The sequence below is a fragment of the Oerskovia sp. PE-21s genome, assembly GCF_056158145.1.
In genome coordinates, this window is the sequence record NZ_JBUXJM010000010.1 from 85,779 (window position 1) to 99,860 (window position 14,082).

At 73.2% G+C, this 14,082-nt stretch carries 14 protein-coding genes; all 14 read left to right on the forward strand.

Annotated features, from left to right (window positions below; all coding sequences use genetic code 11):
* Positions 1 to 2: 2 nt before the first annotated feature.
* The 14 genes from murD to ACZDYF_RS17370 all read left to right on the forward strand — a co-directional run bounded on the left by murD (position 3) and on the right by ACZDYF_RS17370 (position 13,897).
* Entirely contained in the window at positions 3 to 1,457 is a 1,455-nt protein-coding gene (gene murD, locus ACZDYF_RS17305) for a UDP-N-acetylmuramoyl-L-alanine--D-glutamate ligase (protein WP_475060328.1), read from the forward strand.
* Between the two features lie 430 nt (positions 1,458 to 1,887).
* On the forward strand, positions 1,888 to 3,099 hold the full coding sequence (locus ACZDYF_RS17310; protein ID WP_400275072.1) for an FtsW/RodA/SpoVE family cell cycle protein: 1,212 nt from the start codon (positions 1,888 to 1,890) through the stop codon (positions 3,097 to 3,099).
* A 126-nt stretch (positions 3,100 to 3,225) separates the two neighbouring features.
* Positions 3,226 to 4,350 (forward strand): undecaprenyldiphospho-muramoylpentapeptide beta-N-acetylglucosaminyltransferase, encoded by a 1,125-nt coding sequence (gene murG / locus ACZDYF_RS17315; protein WP_475060333.1) that lies wholly within the window; start codon positions 3,226 to 3,228, stop codon positions 4,348 to 4,350.
* Positions 4,351 to 4,448: 98 nt separating this feature from the next.
* Positions 4,449 to 5,885 (forward strand): UDP-N-acetylmuramate--L-alanine ligase, encoded by a 1,437-nt coding sequence (gene murC / locus ACZDYF_RS17320; protein ID WP_475060526.1) that lies wholly within the window; start codon positions 4,449 to 4,451, stop codon positions 5,883 to 5,885.
* Positions 5,885 to 6,937 (forward strand): cell division protein FtsQ/DivIB, encoded by a 1,053-nt coding sequence (locus ACZDYF_RS17325; protein ID WP_475060339.1) that lies wholly within the window; start codon positions 5,885 to 5,887, stop codon positions 6,935 to 6,937. The genes murC and ACZDYF_RS17325 overlap by 1 nt, the downstream gene beginning before the upstream one ends.
* 173 nt (positions 6,938 to 7,110) lie before the next feature.
* On the forward strand, positions 7,111 to 8,424 hold the full coding sequence (gene ftsZ, locus ACZDYF_RS17330; protein ID WP_475060343.1) for a cell division protein FtsZ: 1,314 nt from the start codon (positions 7,111 to 7,113) through the stop codon (positions 8,422 to 8,424).
* 3 nt (positions 8,425 to 8,427) lie between these two features.
* Entirely contained in the window at positions 8,428 to 9,213 is a 786-nt protein-coding gene (locus ACZDYF_RS17335; RefSeq protein WP_475060349.1) for a purine nucleoside phosphorylase YfiH/LACC1 family protein, read from the forward strand.
* 145 nt (positions 9,214 to 9,358) lie between these two features.
* Positions 9,359 to 9,844 (forward strand): cell division protein SepF, encoded by a 486-nt coding sequence (locus ACZDYF_RS17340; protein ID WP_030150500.1) that lies wholly within the window; start codon positions 9,359 to 9,361, stop codon positions 9,842 to 9,844.
* Between the two features lie 26 nt (positions 9,845 to 9,870).
* Positions 9,871 to 10,155: a YggT family protein gene (locus tag ACZDYF_RS17345; RefSeq protein WP_191790671.1), complete on the forward strand. Its 285-nt coding sequence runs from the start codon at positions 9,871 to 9,873 to the stop codon at positions 10,153 to 10,155.
* 154 nt (positions 10,156 to 10,309) lie between these two features.
* Positions 10,310 to 10,966: a DivIVA domain-containing protein gene (locus ACZDYF_RS17350; protein WP_191790672.1), complete on the forward strand. Its 657-nt coding sequence runs from the start codon at positions 10,310 to 10,312 to the stop codon at positions 10,964 to 10,966.
* A 162-nt stretch (positions 10,967 to 11,128) separates the two neighbouring features.
* Entirely contained in the window at positions 11,129 to 11,590 is a 462-nt protein-coding gene (locus tag ACZDYF_RS17355) for a TraR/DksA family transcriptional regulator (protein WP_191790673.1), read from the forward strand.
* A 105-nt stretch (positions 11,591 to 11,695) separates the two neighbouring features.
* Positions 11,696 to 12,448, forward strand: a complete 753-nt coding sequence (locus ACZDYF_RS17360; RefSeq protein ID WP_475060366.1) for a signal peptidase II — start codon at positions 11,696 to 11,698, stop codon at positions 12,446 to 12,448.
* The gene (locus tag ACZDYF_RS17365) at positions 12,448 to 13,386 is read left to right on the forward strand and encodes an RluA family pseudouridine synthase (protein ID WP_475060369.1); all 939 of its coding nucleotides are present in this window, start codon (positions 12,448 to 12,450) and stop codon (positions 13,384 to 13,386) included. Before ACZDYF_RS17360 ends, ACZDYF_RS17365 begins: the two co-directional genes overlap by 1 nt.
* A 43-nt stretch (positions 13,387 to 13,429) precedes the next feature.
* Positions 13,430 to 13,897 carry a GNAT family N-acetyltransferase gene (locus ACZDYF_RS17370; protein WP_191790676.1) on the forward strand — a complete coding sequence of 156 codons (468 nt, stop codon included), beginning with the start codon at positions 13,430 to 13,432 and terminating at the stop codon, positions 13,895 to 13,897.
* Positions 13,898 to 14,082 lie beyond the last annotated feature (185 nt).

Genomic DNA, 14,082 nt, shown 5'->3' on the forward strand with positions numbered 1-14,082 from the left:
ACGTGACCGACCACGCGCTGCGTGTCCCGTGGGACCGGGCACGCGTCCTGGTCGCCGGGCTCGGGGTCTCCGGTCGCGCCGCGGTCTCCGCGCTGACACCCCGGGTGGCCTCGGTCGTCACGGTGGACCGTGCGGCCCCCGACGCCGACACGGCGGACGCCGCGCAGGTCGACCTGTCCACGGTCGACCTCGTGGTCGCCTCGCCCGGGTGGGCGCCGTCGTCGGACCTGCTGGTGGCCGCCCGGGAGGCGGGCGTCCCCGTCTGGAGCGAGGTCGAGCTCGCCTGGCAGCTGCGCACGGCGCGTGCCGACGCGTCCTACGCCCCGTGGCTGGCGGTCACGGGGACGAACGGCAAGACGACCACGGTCGAGATGCTCACCTCGATCCTGACCGCCGCCGGGCTGCGCGCCGCGGCCGTGGGCAACGTGGGCACGCCCGTCGTGACCGCTGCGCTCGACCCCTCCCTGGACGTGCTCGCGGTCGAGCTCTCGAGCTTTCAGCTCCACTTCACGCACAGCATGTCGGCCCAGGCCGCGGCGGTGCTCAACGTCGCGCCCGACCACCTCGACTGGCACGGCTCGCTCGACGCCTACGCCGGCGACAAGGGACGCGTCTACGAGCGTGCCCAGGTGGCCTGCGTGTACAACGTGGCGGACGCCCGGACGGAGCACCTCGTCCGGGAGGCCGACGTCGAGGAGGGGGCCCGGGCGATCGGCTTCACCGTCGGGGCACCCGCGCGGGCGCAGCTCGGCGTGATCGAGGACGTCCTGGTGGACCGTGCGTTCCACACGGCCCCCGACGACCCCGCGCGGCCCCGCAGCGCCCAGGAGCTCGCGACGTTCGCGGACCTCGCGCACCTCGCGGGTCCTGACGGCGTGGTGCCCGTCCACGTGGTCGCCAACGCCCTCGCGGCCGCGGCGCTCGCCCGGGCGCACGGGGTGGACGCGCGCGCCGTCCGGGAGGGGCTGCGTTCCTTCAGCCCCGGCGCTCACCGGATCGCGCACGTGGCGACGGTCGACGGCGTCGCGTACGTCGACGACTCGAAGGCGACGAACGCGCACGCGGCGGCCGCGTCGCTCGGCGCCTTCGCGCCCAGGTCGGTCGTGTGGGTCGCGGGCGGACTGGCCAAGGGAGCGACGTTCGACGACCTGGTGCGCTCCCGCGTGTCGAGGCTGCGCGCCGTGGTGCTGATCGGGGCGGACCCCGAGCCTCTCGAGGGCGCACTGGCCCGACACGCACCCGATGTCCCCGTGGTCCGAGTCGATCCCGGCGACACTGGGACGGTGATGCAGCGCGCGGTCTCGAGCGCCCGTGGACTGGCGGTCCCCGGGGACACGGTGCTGCTCGCCCCCGCGTGCGCGTCGATGGACCAGTTCGCGTCCTACGCGACCCGCGGCGACGCGTTCGTGCGCGCGGTCCACGAGCTGCCGGGTTCCGAGACCGAGCTGGAGGGGTAGCCCAGTGGCCCAGACGACGAGTGGGCGCGGGCCTGCGTCCCGCTCGGCCGCGGGCCGCACCACGCCGAAGCCTCCGGCCCCGGGCGACGCCCGGCCCACGACCGCTCGCCAGGCCGGGAGGGCGGCGCCGTCGAACCCCGTCCGGACGAAGGGGAGCGAGGCCGGGGGAGCCGCTCGACCCCGCACGCAGGCGGGCGCCGACGGCCCCCGTGCTCCTCGGGCCACCGGCACCGGGAAGCAGACGGGCGCCACTAAGGCCCCGGGCAGGGCAAGGCCGGCGGCGCGCGCGACCAGCACGGCCGCCTCGGGACTGCTCGGTCGGCGCAAGGACGGCGCGACGGCGACGGCGGGCACCCCCCGCAGGCGACCGCGCGCGACCAGGCGCCCGGCCGTCGACGAGCGCGCCTGGCTGGGTCAGTGGGACAGCGCGGTGACGAGCTACTACCTGCTGGTCGGTGCGACGACCCTGCTCGCGATCATCGGGCTGGTCATGGTGCTGTCGAGCTCGGCGGTCACGGAGATCGCCGCAGGTCGCTCGCCGTACGAGGCGTTCTTCACCCAGGCACGGTTCGCCCTCATGGGCCTGCCCGTGCTGCTGGTCGCGACGCGGCTGCCCACGAGCTTCTACCGGCACGCGGCGTGGCCGCTCCTGGGCGTCAGCCTGCTGCTCCAGCTCCTGATCTTCAGCCCGCTCGGCAAGGAGGTCAACGGCAACCTCAACTGGCTGAACTTCGGCTCGTTCTACGTCCAGCCCTCGGAGCCGGCCAAGCTCGCGCTCGCGGTCTGGCTCGGAGTGGTCCTCGGCCGCAAGCAGCGGCTGCTGGGGTCGTGGAAGCACGCGATCGTCCCGGCGGTCCCCGGCGCGCTCCTGGTCATGGGGCTCGTCCTGGCGGGCCACGACCTGGGCACCATGCTCGTGATCCTCCTGCTCGTGGCGGGGGCCTTCTTCGTCGCCGGTGTCGACTGGAAGCTCCTCGCGACGGCGGGCGGCATCTCCGCGGTCGTGGTCGGCGTCGGGTTCGTGGCCATGCAGGAGAGCTCGAACCGCATGAGCCGGTTCCTCGCGACCTACGCCGGCGTCTGCGACACGACCGACGCGAACGTCGGCACGGGGTGCTACCAGTCCGTCCACGGCCTGTGGGCCCTCGGGACGGGCGGGCTCGGCGGCGTGGGCCTGGGGGCGAGCCGTGAGAAGTGGAGCTACCTGCCCGAGGCGCACAACGACTTCATCTTCGGCGTGATCGGCGAGGAGCTGGGCCTGCTCGGCACGCTCCTCGTCCTCGCGCTCTTCGCGGTGCTCGGCCTGGCGATGAGCCGCGTGATCCGTCGGCACCCGGACCCGTTCGTCAAGATCACGACCGCAGGCATCGCCTGCTGGATCGTCGGGCAGGCGTTCATCAACATCGGGGTGGTGATCGGCATCGTCCCCGTGATCGGCGTGCCCCTGCCCCTCGTCTCCTCGGGCGGGTCGGCGCTCATCACGACCATGGCCGCGCTCGGCGTCGTCATCTCGTTCGCGCGCGACGAGCCGGGGGCGCGCGAGGCGCTCAGCGCCCGGGGGAGCGTGGTGCGCAGGTCGCTCGCCGTCGTCGGGCACGCCGGGCGGCGGGCCGTCCCGCGCAGACGTCCCCAGAAGCGATGACGCCGGACGAGTGCACGGGGCGGCGATGCCGACCCGTGCCTCCCGGACGACGCGCACGGCTACTCTCAGGGTCCCGGACCGTTCCGGGACGGACAACCAGCGACAGCAAGGACAGGTGACAGGTACGTGGTGAGCTCTTCAGTCGGCTCGGTGGTGCTCGCAGGCGGCGGGACGGCGGGGCACGTCAACCCGCTGCTCGCGGTCGCGGACGAGCTGCGTGCGCGCAACCCCGAGGCGGTCGTCACGGTGCTCGGGACGGAGAGCGGTCTGGAGGCGGACCTGGTGCCCGCGCGGGGCTACCCGTTGCGTCTCGTGCCCAAGGTGCCGATGCCTCGCCGCCCGAGCGGCGAGTGGGTAGCTCTGCCGGGCCGGCTCAAGGCCGCGGTCGAGGCTGCCGGGGCCGTGATCGACGAGACGCGGGCCGAGGTCGTGGTGGGCTTCGGCGGCTACGTCTCGACCCCGGCCTACATCGCGGCGCACCGTCGCGGGGTGCCGATCGTGATCCACGAGCAGAACGCGCGTCCGGGCCTCGCGAACCGGGCAGGGGCCCGGTGGGCGACGTCGGTCGCGCTCACGTTCGAGGGGACGCCGCTCAAGGGCGGCGTGGTCACGGGGCTGCCCCTGCGCTGGGAGATCGCGGACCTGATCCGCGACCGCGGGGTCGACGCCCCGACGGTCCGGGCGAACGCGGCGGCGTCGCTGGGCCTGGACCCGGCGCGCCCCACGGTGGTCGTCACGGGCGGGTCGCTCGGCGCGCAGAGCCTCAACGAGGCCGTGTCGGGTGCGGCGCGCGAGGTCCTGGCGACCGGGGCGCAGGTCCTGCACCTGACCGGCCGGGGCAAGGCCGACGCGGTGCGCGCCGTCGTGGCGGGCCTGCCGGGCTACGACGTGCGGGAGTACCTGTCGGAGATGCACCTCGCGTACGCGGTCGCCGACCTCGTGGTGTGCCGGTCGGGCGCGGGCACGGTGAGCGAGCTCGCGGCGCTGGGCATCCCGGCGGTCTACGTGCCGCTGCCCATCGGGAACGGCGAGCAGCGGCTCAACGCCGCGCCGGTCGTGCGGGCCGGCGGCGGCATCCTCGTCGACGACGACGCGTTCACGGCCGCGTGGGTCGCCCAGAACGTGCCGGCGCTCGAGTCCGACGGCGACCGGTTGCGCACGATGGCCTCGCTCGCCTCGCGCGCGGGCATCCAGGACGCGGCGGCTCGGGTCGCCGACCTGGTCGTGCAGGCGGCCGGGGGCTCGCGGTGACGGGGACGACGGGCCGGGACGACGGCGGGGTGGCGGCGACGGCCCCGGCGCTCGCGGACCTCGGCACGGTCCACCTCGTCGGCATCGGCGGCGCGGGCATGTCCGTCGTGGCGCGTCTGCTCGCCGCGCGCGGGGTGCGCGTCCAGGGCTCGGACGCGAAGGACGGCGCCGTGGTCGGGGCCCTGCGTGCGGACGGGATCCGGGTGCTCGTGGGTCATGCGGCGAGCAACGTCGAGGGGGCCGACACGCTCGTGCTCTCGAGCGCGGTGCGCCCCGACAACCCCGAGCTGGTCGCCGCGCGGGCAGCAGGCCTGCGTGTGCTGCACCGCTCGGAGGCGCTCGCCGTCCTCATGGCCCAGGGGCGGTCGGTCGCCGTCGCGGGCGCGCACGGCAAGACGACGACGTCCGCCATGGTCGCGACGACCCTGCGCGCCGCGGGCCTCGACCCGTCGTTCGCGATCGGGGGCTCGGTCATCACGAGCGACGGCGCGCTCCCGGGGGGCCACCTGGGTTCCGGTGACGTCGTGGTCGCCGAGGCCGACGAGTCGGACGGCTCGTTCCTCAACTACGCACCGACGATCGCGGTCGTGCTGAACGTCGAGCCCGACCACCTGGACCACTACGGGTCGCGCGAGGCGTTCGAGCAGGCGTTCGTCGACTTCGCGCAGCGGGTCGTGCCCGGCGGGTTCCTCGTCGCGTGCGCCGACGACCCTGGGGCGCGCGCCCTGGCGGACGCGCACCGCGCGGCGGGCGGTCGGGTCGTCACGTACGGCACGTCGCCGGGCAGCGACGTGCTGCTGGCGGACGTCCGGCCCGACGGCGCCGCGGGGGTGGCCGCTCGGCTCACCGTCGTCGGTGGTGCGCAGGGTGGGGAGGCCCGACCTCTCGCCGGTGCGCTCGGTGCGAGCGAGAGCCTGGGCCTCGACGTGGGCCTCGACCTGCGCCTGCAGGTGCCCGGCGCGCACAACGCTCTCAACGCAGCGGCAGCGGTCGCGACCGCCGTCCTGCTGGGCGTGAGCGCCGAGCGGGCCGTGGCGGCGGTCGGTGAGTTCCTGGGCACGGGCCGACGCTTCGAGGCGCGGGGCGAGGCAGGCGGGGTCCGGGTGGTCGACGACTACGCGCACCACCCGACCGAGGTCGCGGCGCTCCTGACCGCGGCTCGCCCCGTGGCCGCGGGTGGGCGGGTGCTCGTGCTCTTCCAGCCGCACCTGTTCTCCCGCACGCGCACGTTCGCGCGCGAGTTCGCCGACGCCTTGTCCCTCGCCGACGAGGTCGTCGTCACGGGCGTCTACGCGGCGCGCGAGGACCCCGACCCGGCCACGGGCTCGTGGACCATCACCGACCTGATGCCGGGCGGTTCGGCACGAGGCGTCGAGGACCGCGTCGAGGCGGCTCGTGCGCTGGCCGCGTCGGCGCGGCCCGGAGACCTCCTGCTCACGGTGGGGGCCGGGGACGTCACTGAGCTCGGTGCCGTCGTCCTCGACGCGCTCTCCGGGTCCGAGCCCGCCGCCCCTGCGGGGGAGGTCGAGGACTGATGCGTCCGCCGTCCCGTCCGCGTCCCGCTGCTCCTCGCCCGACCCCGGCGCCGCCTCGCGAGGAGCAGCCTGCCCGCTCTCGTCCGGCGACGCCCGGGCGGGCCCGTCCCGCAGGGACGCGGGACGACGTCGGGACCCCGGGGCACCCGGACGACGACATCGCGACGCAGCCGCTCGTGCTGCGGGGGAGCGAGCTCGCTCGGACCGGCTCGGCGCCCGCGGCGGGGACCTCGACGCGCGAGCGGCCCACGACCGGACCGGTCCCCTTCGTCCGGGGGCCGGTGGGTGGTGGGGGTCGCCCCGTCGACCGCGTGGTCTCGACCGGGATGGCGGACCGGCTCGCCGAGAAGGCCGCGATGCGTCGGCACCGCCTCCGGAACCGGGTCCTCGGCTGGGCCGGTGGGGTGCTCGTGCTCGCGACCGCGGTCTGGGTCGCGCTCTTCTCGCCGCTGCTCGGGGCCGATCCCGCCAAGGTCGAGATCTCGGGGGAGGGGACCGTGATCGACATCGCCGAGGTCCAGCAGGTGATCGGGGGCGTGGCGGGGGTCCCGTTGCCCCGGGTCGACACCATCGGCCTGCGCGACGCGATCCTCGAGCTCAACGGTGTGCGCGACGTCCGGATCCTGCGGGAGTGGCCCGACGGGCTGAGCGTGACCCTGGAGTCGAGGGAGCCGGTGGCCGCGGTGCCCCACGAGGGGGCCTTCGCACTGCTGGATCGTGACGGGGTCCAGGTCGCGACGGTCGAGGCGGTGCCGGAGGGGCTGCCGGCCATCGGCGTGACGCTCGACGAGGAGGGAGCGCGCTCGCTGCGGGCCGCGCGCATCGTGCTCAACGCGCTGCCGCCCGAGCTGCAGGCCGAGGTCGCCGAGGTCACGGCACCGACGCAGGACGCGGTCACCATGACGCTGCGTGACGGCGCGGTCGTCGAGTGGGGGAACGACGAGGACGCGGCGCTCAAGGTCAGGGTGCTCCAGGCGCTCCGCGGGCTGCCGGAGAACCAGGGGGCCAAGCTCTACGACGTCTCGGCCCCGACGATGCCGATCACCCGGTGAGGGCCGGAGAGAGGTGTGACGTGAACCATGGCAGAGGTTTTCGCCGACACGCGCGGGCGGGTCGTTGATACGGCAGGGGCGGGCACCTACCGTCGACACAGCACAACCTGACATAACTATAACCCTCTAGTTGAGGGTGAAGGTTGAGGGCTACAGGATCGAGAGGCATTGACGTGGCAACTCCGCAGAACTACCTAGCAGTGATCAAGGTGGTCGGCATCGGCGGTGGTGGCGTGAACGCCGTCAACCGGATGATCGAGGTCGGTCTCAAGGGCGTCGAGTTCATCGCCATCAACACCGACGCGCAGGCGTTGCTGATGTCCGACGCGGACGTCAAGCTCGACGTCGGGCGCGAGCTCACGCGTGGCCTCGGAGCGGGTGCCGACCCCGAGGTGGGCAAGAAGGCGGCCGAGGACCACGCCGAGGAGATCGAGGACGTCCTGCGGGGCGCCGACATGGTCTTCGTCACGGCGGGCGAGGGCGGTGGCACCGGGACCGGTGGCGCCCCGGTGGTCGCGCGCATCGCGCGTTCGCTGGGCGCCCTGACCGTCGGTGTCGTCACGCGACCCTTCACGTTCGAGGGGCGCCGTCGTTCGGTCCAGGCCGACCAGGGGATCGAGGCCCTGCGCAACGAGGTCGACACCCTCATCGTCATCCCCAACGACCGGCTCCTGTCGATGTCGGACCGCAACGTCTCGGCGCTCGACGCGTTCCACTCGGCCGACCAGGTCCTGCTCTCGGGCGTCCAGGGGATCACGGACCTCATCACGACCCCGGGCCTGATCAACCTCGACTTCGCCGACGTGAAGTCCGTCATGCAGGGTGCGGGCAGCGCTCTCATGGGGATCGGCTCGGCACGGGGCGAGGACCGCGCGGTCCAGGCGGCCGAGCTCGCCATCTCCTCGCCCCTGCTGGAGGCGAGCATCGACGGTGCGCACGGCGTGCTGCTCTCGATCCAGGGCGGCTCGGACCTCGGTCTCTTCGAGATCAACGAGGCCGCGCGACTGGTCCACGAGGCCGCGCACACCGAGGCGAACATCATCTTCGGTGCCGTGATCGACGACGCCCTGGGTGACGAGGTCCGCGTGACGGTCATCGCGGCCGGGTTCGACGGTGGCACGCCCCAGATCCGCAAGGACGCCCGTGGGCTGGGTCAGGTCGCCGGCACGCCCGCGACGCCGCCCGCACCGGCGCCGGTCCCGGCGGCGGTGCCCACGGCCACGGGCAGCCACACGCTGCCGCGCCCGGTGGTCCCGATCACCTCGGAGCCCGACGACGTCCCCGTCACCTTCGGGGGAGGGGCGGCCACGGTCTCGGCCGGCTACGCGCCGATCCCGACGTTCAGCGTCGTCCCCACCGACGAGAACGTGAACGCCGAGCAGGCCGCGGCCGACCGTTCCGCCCAGGTCGAGGTTCCCCGCCTGTACGACGAGGAGCCCGTCCGGCGCAAGGTCGAGGACCTCGACGTCCCCGACTTCCTGAAGTAGCCCGTGCTCGATCCTGCACTCCCCGCACCCCCGGTTCTCGAGGTCGACCTCGGGCCGGGGGTGCGTGCTGCGTTCACCGGTCGTGCGGGAGGCACGTCGCCCGCGCCCTGGTCGGGGCTCAACCTCGGGCTGGGCGTGGGGGACGACGCCCAGCGCGTCCTCGGCCACCGGGCCGCGGTCGGCCGACTCCTCCGTGCGCCCCTCGTCTTCGGCACCCAGGTGCACGGTGCCGGGGTCCGTGTGCTCACGGCGGACGACAGGGCAGCGCGGGTCGAGCGTGACGCCGGGGCCGCGACGTGCGGCGAGCACGACGCCCTCGTCACGGCCCAGCCCGGCCTCGGGCTCGGCGTCCTCGTCGCCGACTGCGTCCCGGTCCTGCTCGCCGACCCCGAGGCCCGGGTCGTCGGCGTCGCCCACGCGGGCCGGCAGGGCCTGCTCGCAGGAGTCGTCGGTACGGCCCTCGACGCGCTGCTCGCCCAGGGGGCGCGAGCGGGCCGGGTGCGCGCCGTCGTCGGGCCCGCCGCGTGCGGGCGGTGCTACGAGGTCCCCGAGGAGATGCGCGACGAGGTGGCCGCCCTCCGTCCCGGCACCGGGTCGACCACGAGCTGGGGCACGCCCGCGCTCGACCTGCCGGCGGGGGTCGTCGCCGAGCTGCGTGCCGCCGGGGTGGCGGAGATCGCCGAGACCGGGATCTGCACCCTGGAGGACGAGCGCTTCTACTCGCACCGTCTCGCGACGCGCCGCGGCGCCACCACGGGGCGGTTCGCGGGAGTCGTCGCCCTGGGATGAGCCGGTGCCCGCCTCGCGCCGTGCGTGATTCTCACCCCACGGCCCGTTGTCGCTTCCTGGGCGTGTCGCATCACGCGCGTGTCCGGGGCTGGGTTAGCGTGCAAAGCACGGAACCAGCAGTCGACATGAGGACGGAGAGAGGGCGATGGCCGGAGCACTTCGCAAGACCATGCTTTACCTGGGCCTCGCTGATGATCGAGGCGAGGGCGACCAGGAAGAGTTCATCGACGAGTACGACGACTTGGGGGCCGACGTGCCGACCGACTACCAGGCTCAGGTGACCCCCCTGCACAGGACGGTCGCCCCACGAGAGGTACCCCAGACGAGCATGTCAGCAGCAGAGCTCCGCCGGATCACCACCGTGCACCCGCGTTCCTACAACGACGCCCGCGTCATCGGGGAGGCGTTCCGTGGTGGCACGCCGGTCATCATGAACCTCTCCGACATGGACGACGCGGACGCCAAGCGTCTCGTCGACTTCTCGGCGGGGCTCATCTTCGGTCTGCACGGGGCCATCGAGCGCGTGACCAACAAGGTCTTCCTGCTCTCGCCCGAGCACGTCGAGATCACGGGCGAGGAGCAGGCGCCCGAGCCTCCGGTGAGCCGCGCCGGCTTCTTCAACCAGAGCTGACCGCGGACTCTGGCACAGTTGACCCTGTGAATTTCGTCTTCGATCTGCTGGCATTCGTCCTCGGCCTCTACCTCGTGGTGCTCATCGGACGTGTGGTGTTCGACTGGGTGCAGGTCTTCGCGCGCGACTGGCGCCCCCGCGGTGTCATGCTCGTCCTGGCGGAGGCCATCTACTCCCTGACCGACCCGCCGCTGCGCGCACTGCGCAAGGTCATCCCGCCCCTGACCCTCGGTCAGGTGCGGATCGACCTCGGGTTCATCGTGCTCTTTCTCGCAGTGTCGTTCGCTGCACAGATCCTGAGGTCTCTGTAAACACGTAGAAATCTGACATCACGGCGTTCTTGCGACCGGTGGCCCCGACGGGGCCTCGGTCGGAGTCCGCCTCCGCTGACAATCTCCGCTACTTTGGACTGTGGCGATCTCGAGATCGCCCGGACTGACGGCGCAAACGCATTGAGGTGAGACGATGGCACTGCTGACAGCAGAGGACATCCTGAACAAGAAGTTCTCCGCGACGAAGTTCCGCGAGGGCTACGACGTCGAAGAGGTCGATGACTTCCTGGACGAGGTGGTGAGGACGCTCAACTCCGTGCAGGAGGAGAACGACGACCTCAAGACCAAGCTGGCCGCAGCGGAGCGACGCGTCGCCGAGCTCAGCCGCGCCGACGCCTCGGCGCCGTCCAAGCCGGCCGTGGTCGAGACCCCGTCCGCTCCGGAGCCCGCACCCGTCGTCGCGAGCTCGGCTCCCGTCCTGGGCAAGCCGGCCGCGGAGCCCGAGTCGGCCACGGGCATGCTCCAGCTCGCCCAGAAGCTGCACGACGACTACGTGCGCTCGGGTCAGCAGGAGGGGGACCGCCTCATCGCAGAAGCGAAGGAGGAGGGCACCCGGATCGTGCAGGAGGCCGAGGAGACCTCGCACCGCACGCTCTCGCAGCTCGAGCAGGAGCGCTCGCTCCTGGAGCGCAAGATCGACGAGCTCCGCCTCTTCGAGCGGGACTACCGCACGCGTCTCAAGAGCTACCTGCAGAACCTCATGGGGGACCTCGACAACCGCGGCAGCGCTCTCCCGCCGCGCAGCGGTTCCGGCGCGGGTCGCTCGAGCGACCTCAGCGCGGGCATCTAGCCCACCTGCCACCTGGCAGACGATCACACCAGGCGTGCGGACCACAGGGTTCGCCGTCGGTCGGTCCGTGACGACGCACCACACCGGTCCATCCGGCGTGGTGCGTTGTGCGTACCGGCAGGCGGCGTCTACTCTCACCGCAACTCGAACCGGAGGGGCGACATGACCAAGCTCAGCACCGCGACGCGCGCGGTCGTACGACAGCAGTTCCCGAACCTAGCTCGCGACGTCAAGTCCTTCCCCGTGCGTGACGGCGAGGAGCCGTGGACGGTGAAGGAGGCGGAGGAGCAGGCAGCGACCCTGCTGGAGGAGCGCGAGCGCCTCGAGCGAGAGCTCACCGAGGCCGACCAGGAGCTCTCGGAGCTCCTGCGCAACTCGGGGGACGGTGCGGGTGACGACCAGGCGGACTCCGGGTCCAGCGCGCTCGAACGTGAGCAGGAGCTCACCCTCGTCAACAACATGAGGGACCTGCTCGAGCAGACCAAGCACGCGCTCGACCGCATCGCGGCCGGGACCTACGCGACGTGCGAGGCGACCGGGCTCCCGATCGGCAAGGCGCGTCTGCAGGCCTACCCGCGGGCGAACCTGTCCGTCGAGGCGAAGCAGCGCGAGGAACGTCGCTGACGCGACCGTCCTGCGTGCGCGAGAAGGCCGCCGTCCCCACGGGGACGGCGGCCTTCGCCGTCCCGGATCGTGGACCAGCGGCCGGACATGGCAGACTTGCCGCCGATGCCATCGACTCCCTCTCCCCAGCAGCCCGCGCCCGCCGACCCGTCCGCGGGTGGCACAGGGGCCGCGTCCGCGGCCCCTGCCACGGACGTCCCCCCGCGCGTGACCGTCGCCCCGCGGCGCCTCGTCCTGTGGGTCGTGGTGCTCGCCGCCCTCGTGATCCTGGTCGACCAGGTCACCAAGATCTGGGCCGTCGCCGAGCTCGAGGGTCACGAGACCATCGAGCTCCTCGGCGAGTGGCTCCACCTGACGTTCATCCGTAACGAGGGGGCGGCGCTCGGGATCGGATCGGGCTACACCTGGATCCTGACGATCGTCGTCACGGTCGTGATCGTGTTCATCGTGCGCAGCATGCGCAAGATCGGGTCGCGCGGCTGGGCGGTCGCCCTCGGGCTGCTGCTCGGGGGAGCCCTGGGCAACCTCATCGACAGGGTCTTCCGCGAGCCGGGCTTCGCGCAGGGGCACGTGGTGGACTTCATCGGGTACGGCGACCTGTTCATCGGGAACGTCGCGGACATCGCGGTCGTGGCGGCCGCGGTGATGATCGCAATACTCTCGGTCCAGGGCATCGGCATCGACGGCCAGCGGCACGTGGAGGAGACGGCGGCGACCGCAGAGGCCGGGGACGACGCGTCCCCCGTCGTGGAGCACGGACCCGACGCCTCCGCGCCGGGTGCCGGGACGAGGACCGCGCCGGGCGCAGGTCCCCAGGCCTCCGGCACGACCGGGTCGACGACCGGGACGGAGTCCTGATGGGCCAGGTGCGCTCGCTCCCTGTGCCCGACGGGCTGGCCGGGGAGAGGGTCGACGCGGCCCTCGCACGCCTGCTGGGCCTGTCGCGCACGCGTGCGGCCGAGGTCGCCGCCGCGGGCGGGGTGCGCGTCGACGGTCGGGAGCTCGGCAAGTCCGACCGCCTGGTCGCCGGGGCCTGGCTCGAGGTCGAGATCCCCGACGAGCCGGAGGCGTCCACGCCGCAGGTCGTCGCCGAGCCCGTGCCGGGGATGAAGATCGTGTACGACGACGACGACGTGGTGGTCATCGACAAGCCCGTCGGCGTCGCGGCGCACCCCTCGCCCGGCTGGACGGGGCCGACGGTCGTCGGTGCCCTGGTCGCCGCGGGGTACCGCATCTCGACGTCGGGGGCCGCGGAGCGCCAGGGCATCGTGCACCGGCTCGACGTCGGCACCTCGGGTCTCATGGTGGTCGCCAAGAGCGAGCTCGCGTACTCGGTGCTCAAGCGCGCGTTCAAGGAGCGCACGGTCGAGAAGGTCTACCACGCGCTCGTCCAGGGACACCCCGAGCCGACGACGGGCACGATCGACGCGCCCATCGGGCGCCACCCGTCGGCCGACTACAAGTTCGCGGTGACGGCCGAGGGCAAGCCCTCGGTCACGCACTACGAGGTCCTCGAGATGCTCCCGGCGGCCTCGCTCGTCGAGGTGCACCTCGAGACCGGTCGCACGCACCAGATCCGCGTGCACTTCTCGGCGCTGCGCCACCCCTGCGTGGGTGACCTGACGTACGGGGCCGACCCGGTGCTGGCCAAGAAGGTCGGGCTCACGCGGCAGTGGCTGCACGCGGTGCAGCTCGGGTTCGAGCACCCGGGGACCGGGCGGTGGACGCAGGTCACGAGCGAGTACCCCGACGACCTGGCGCGTGCGCTCGAGGTCGTGCGCGGGGCGTACTCCTGACCCGGCTCGGCGGGCTCGCGGGTCCGCCGGCGGAAGGACGACGATGCTGACGACCGAACGGGTCCGGACGCCCGAACAGCTCACCGAGGCGCACGCGCTGCGGCTGGCGGTCTTCGTGGACGAGCAGCAGGTCCCGCTCGCCGAGGAGATCGACGACGCCGACTTCGCGCCGACCACCACCCATGTCGTGGTCCGGGACGCGACGGGGCTCGTCGTGGGGACCGGCCGCCTGCTCTCCGACCCTGCCCACCCGGGCGAGGTGCACGTCGGACGGGTCGCGGTGGCCCGCGCCGCCCGAGGCACGGGCGCGGGCGCGACGGTCATGCGCGCGCTCGAGGAGATCGCGCTCGCCGAGCACGCGGCGGACGGCAGGGTCCGGATCGAGCTCAGCGCGCAGACGCAGGCCACGGGCTTCTACGAACGCCTCGGGTACGAGGTGTACGGGCCCGTGTACCTCGACGCGGGGATCGACCACCGGGACGCCGCGAAGACCTTGCGTCTGCGCGGCTGACGCGCAGACGGGGGCTGTCACGGGCCGCGGACGACTCCAGCCGCCGTCCCTCGTGGGGCGACCCGTGTTCCGCGGCGCCGAGCCCGTGAGGCGCGTGGCGCCGTCGGGCGGGCATGAGAGAAGGCACACGCCGGTGTCGTCGGGCGACACGCCGGGAGGCGTCGGTGGCTCGATCTAGACTCGTC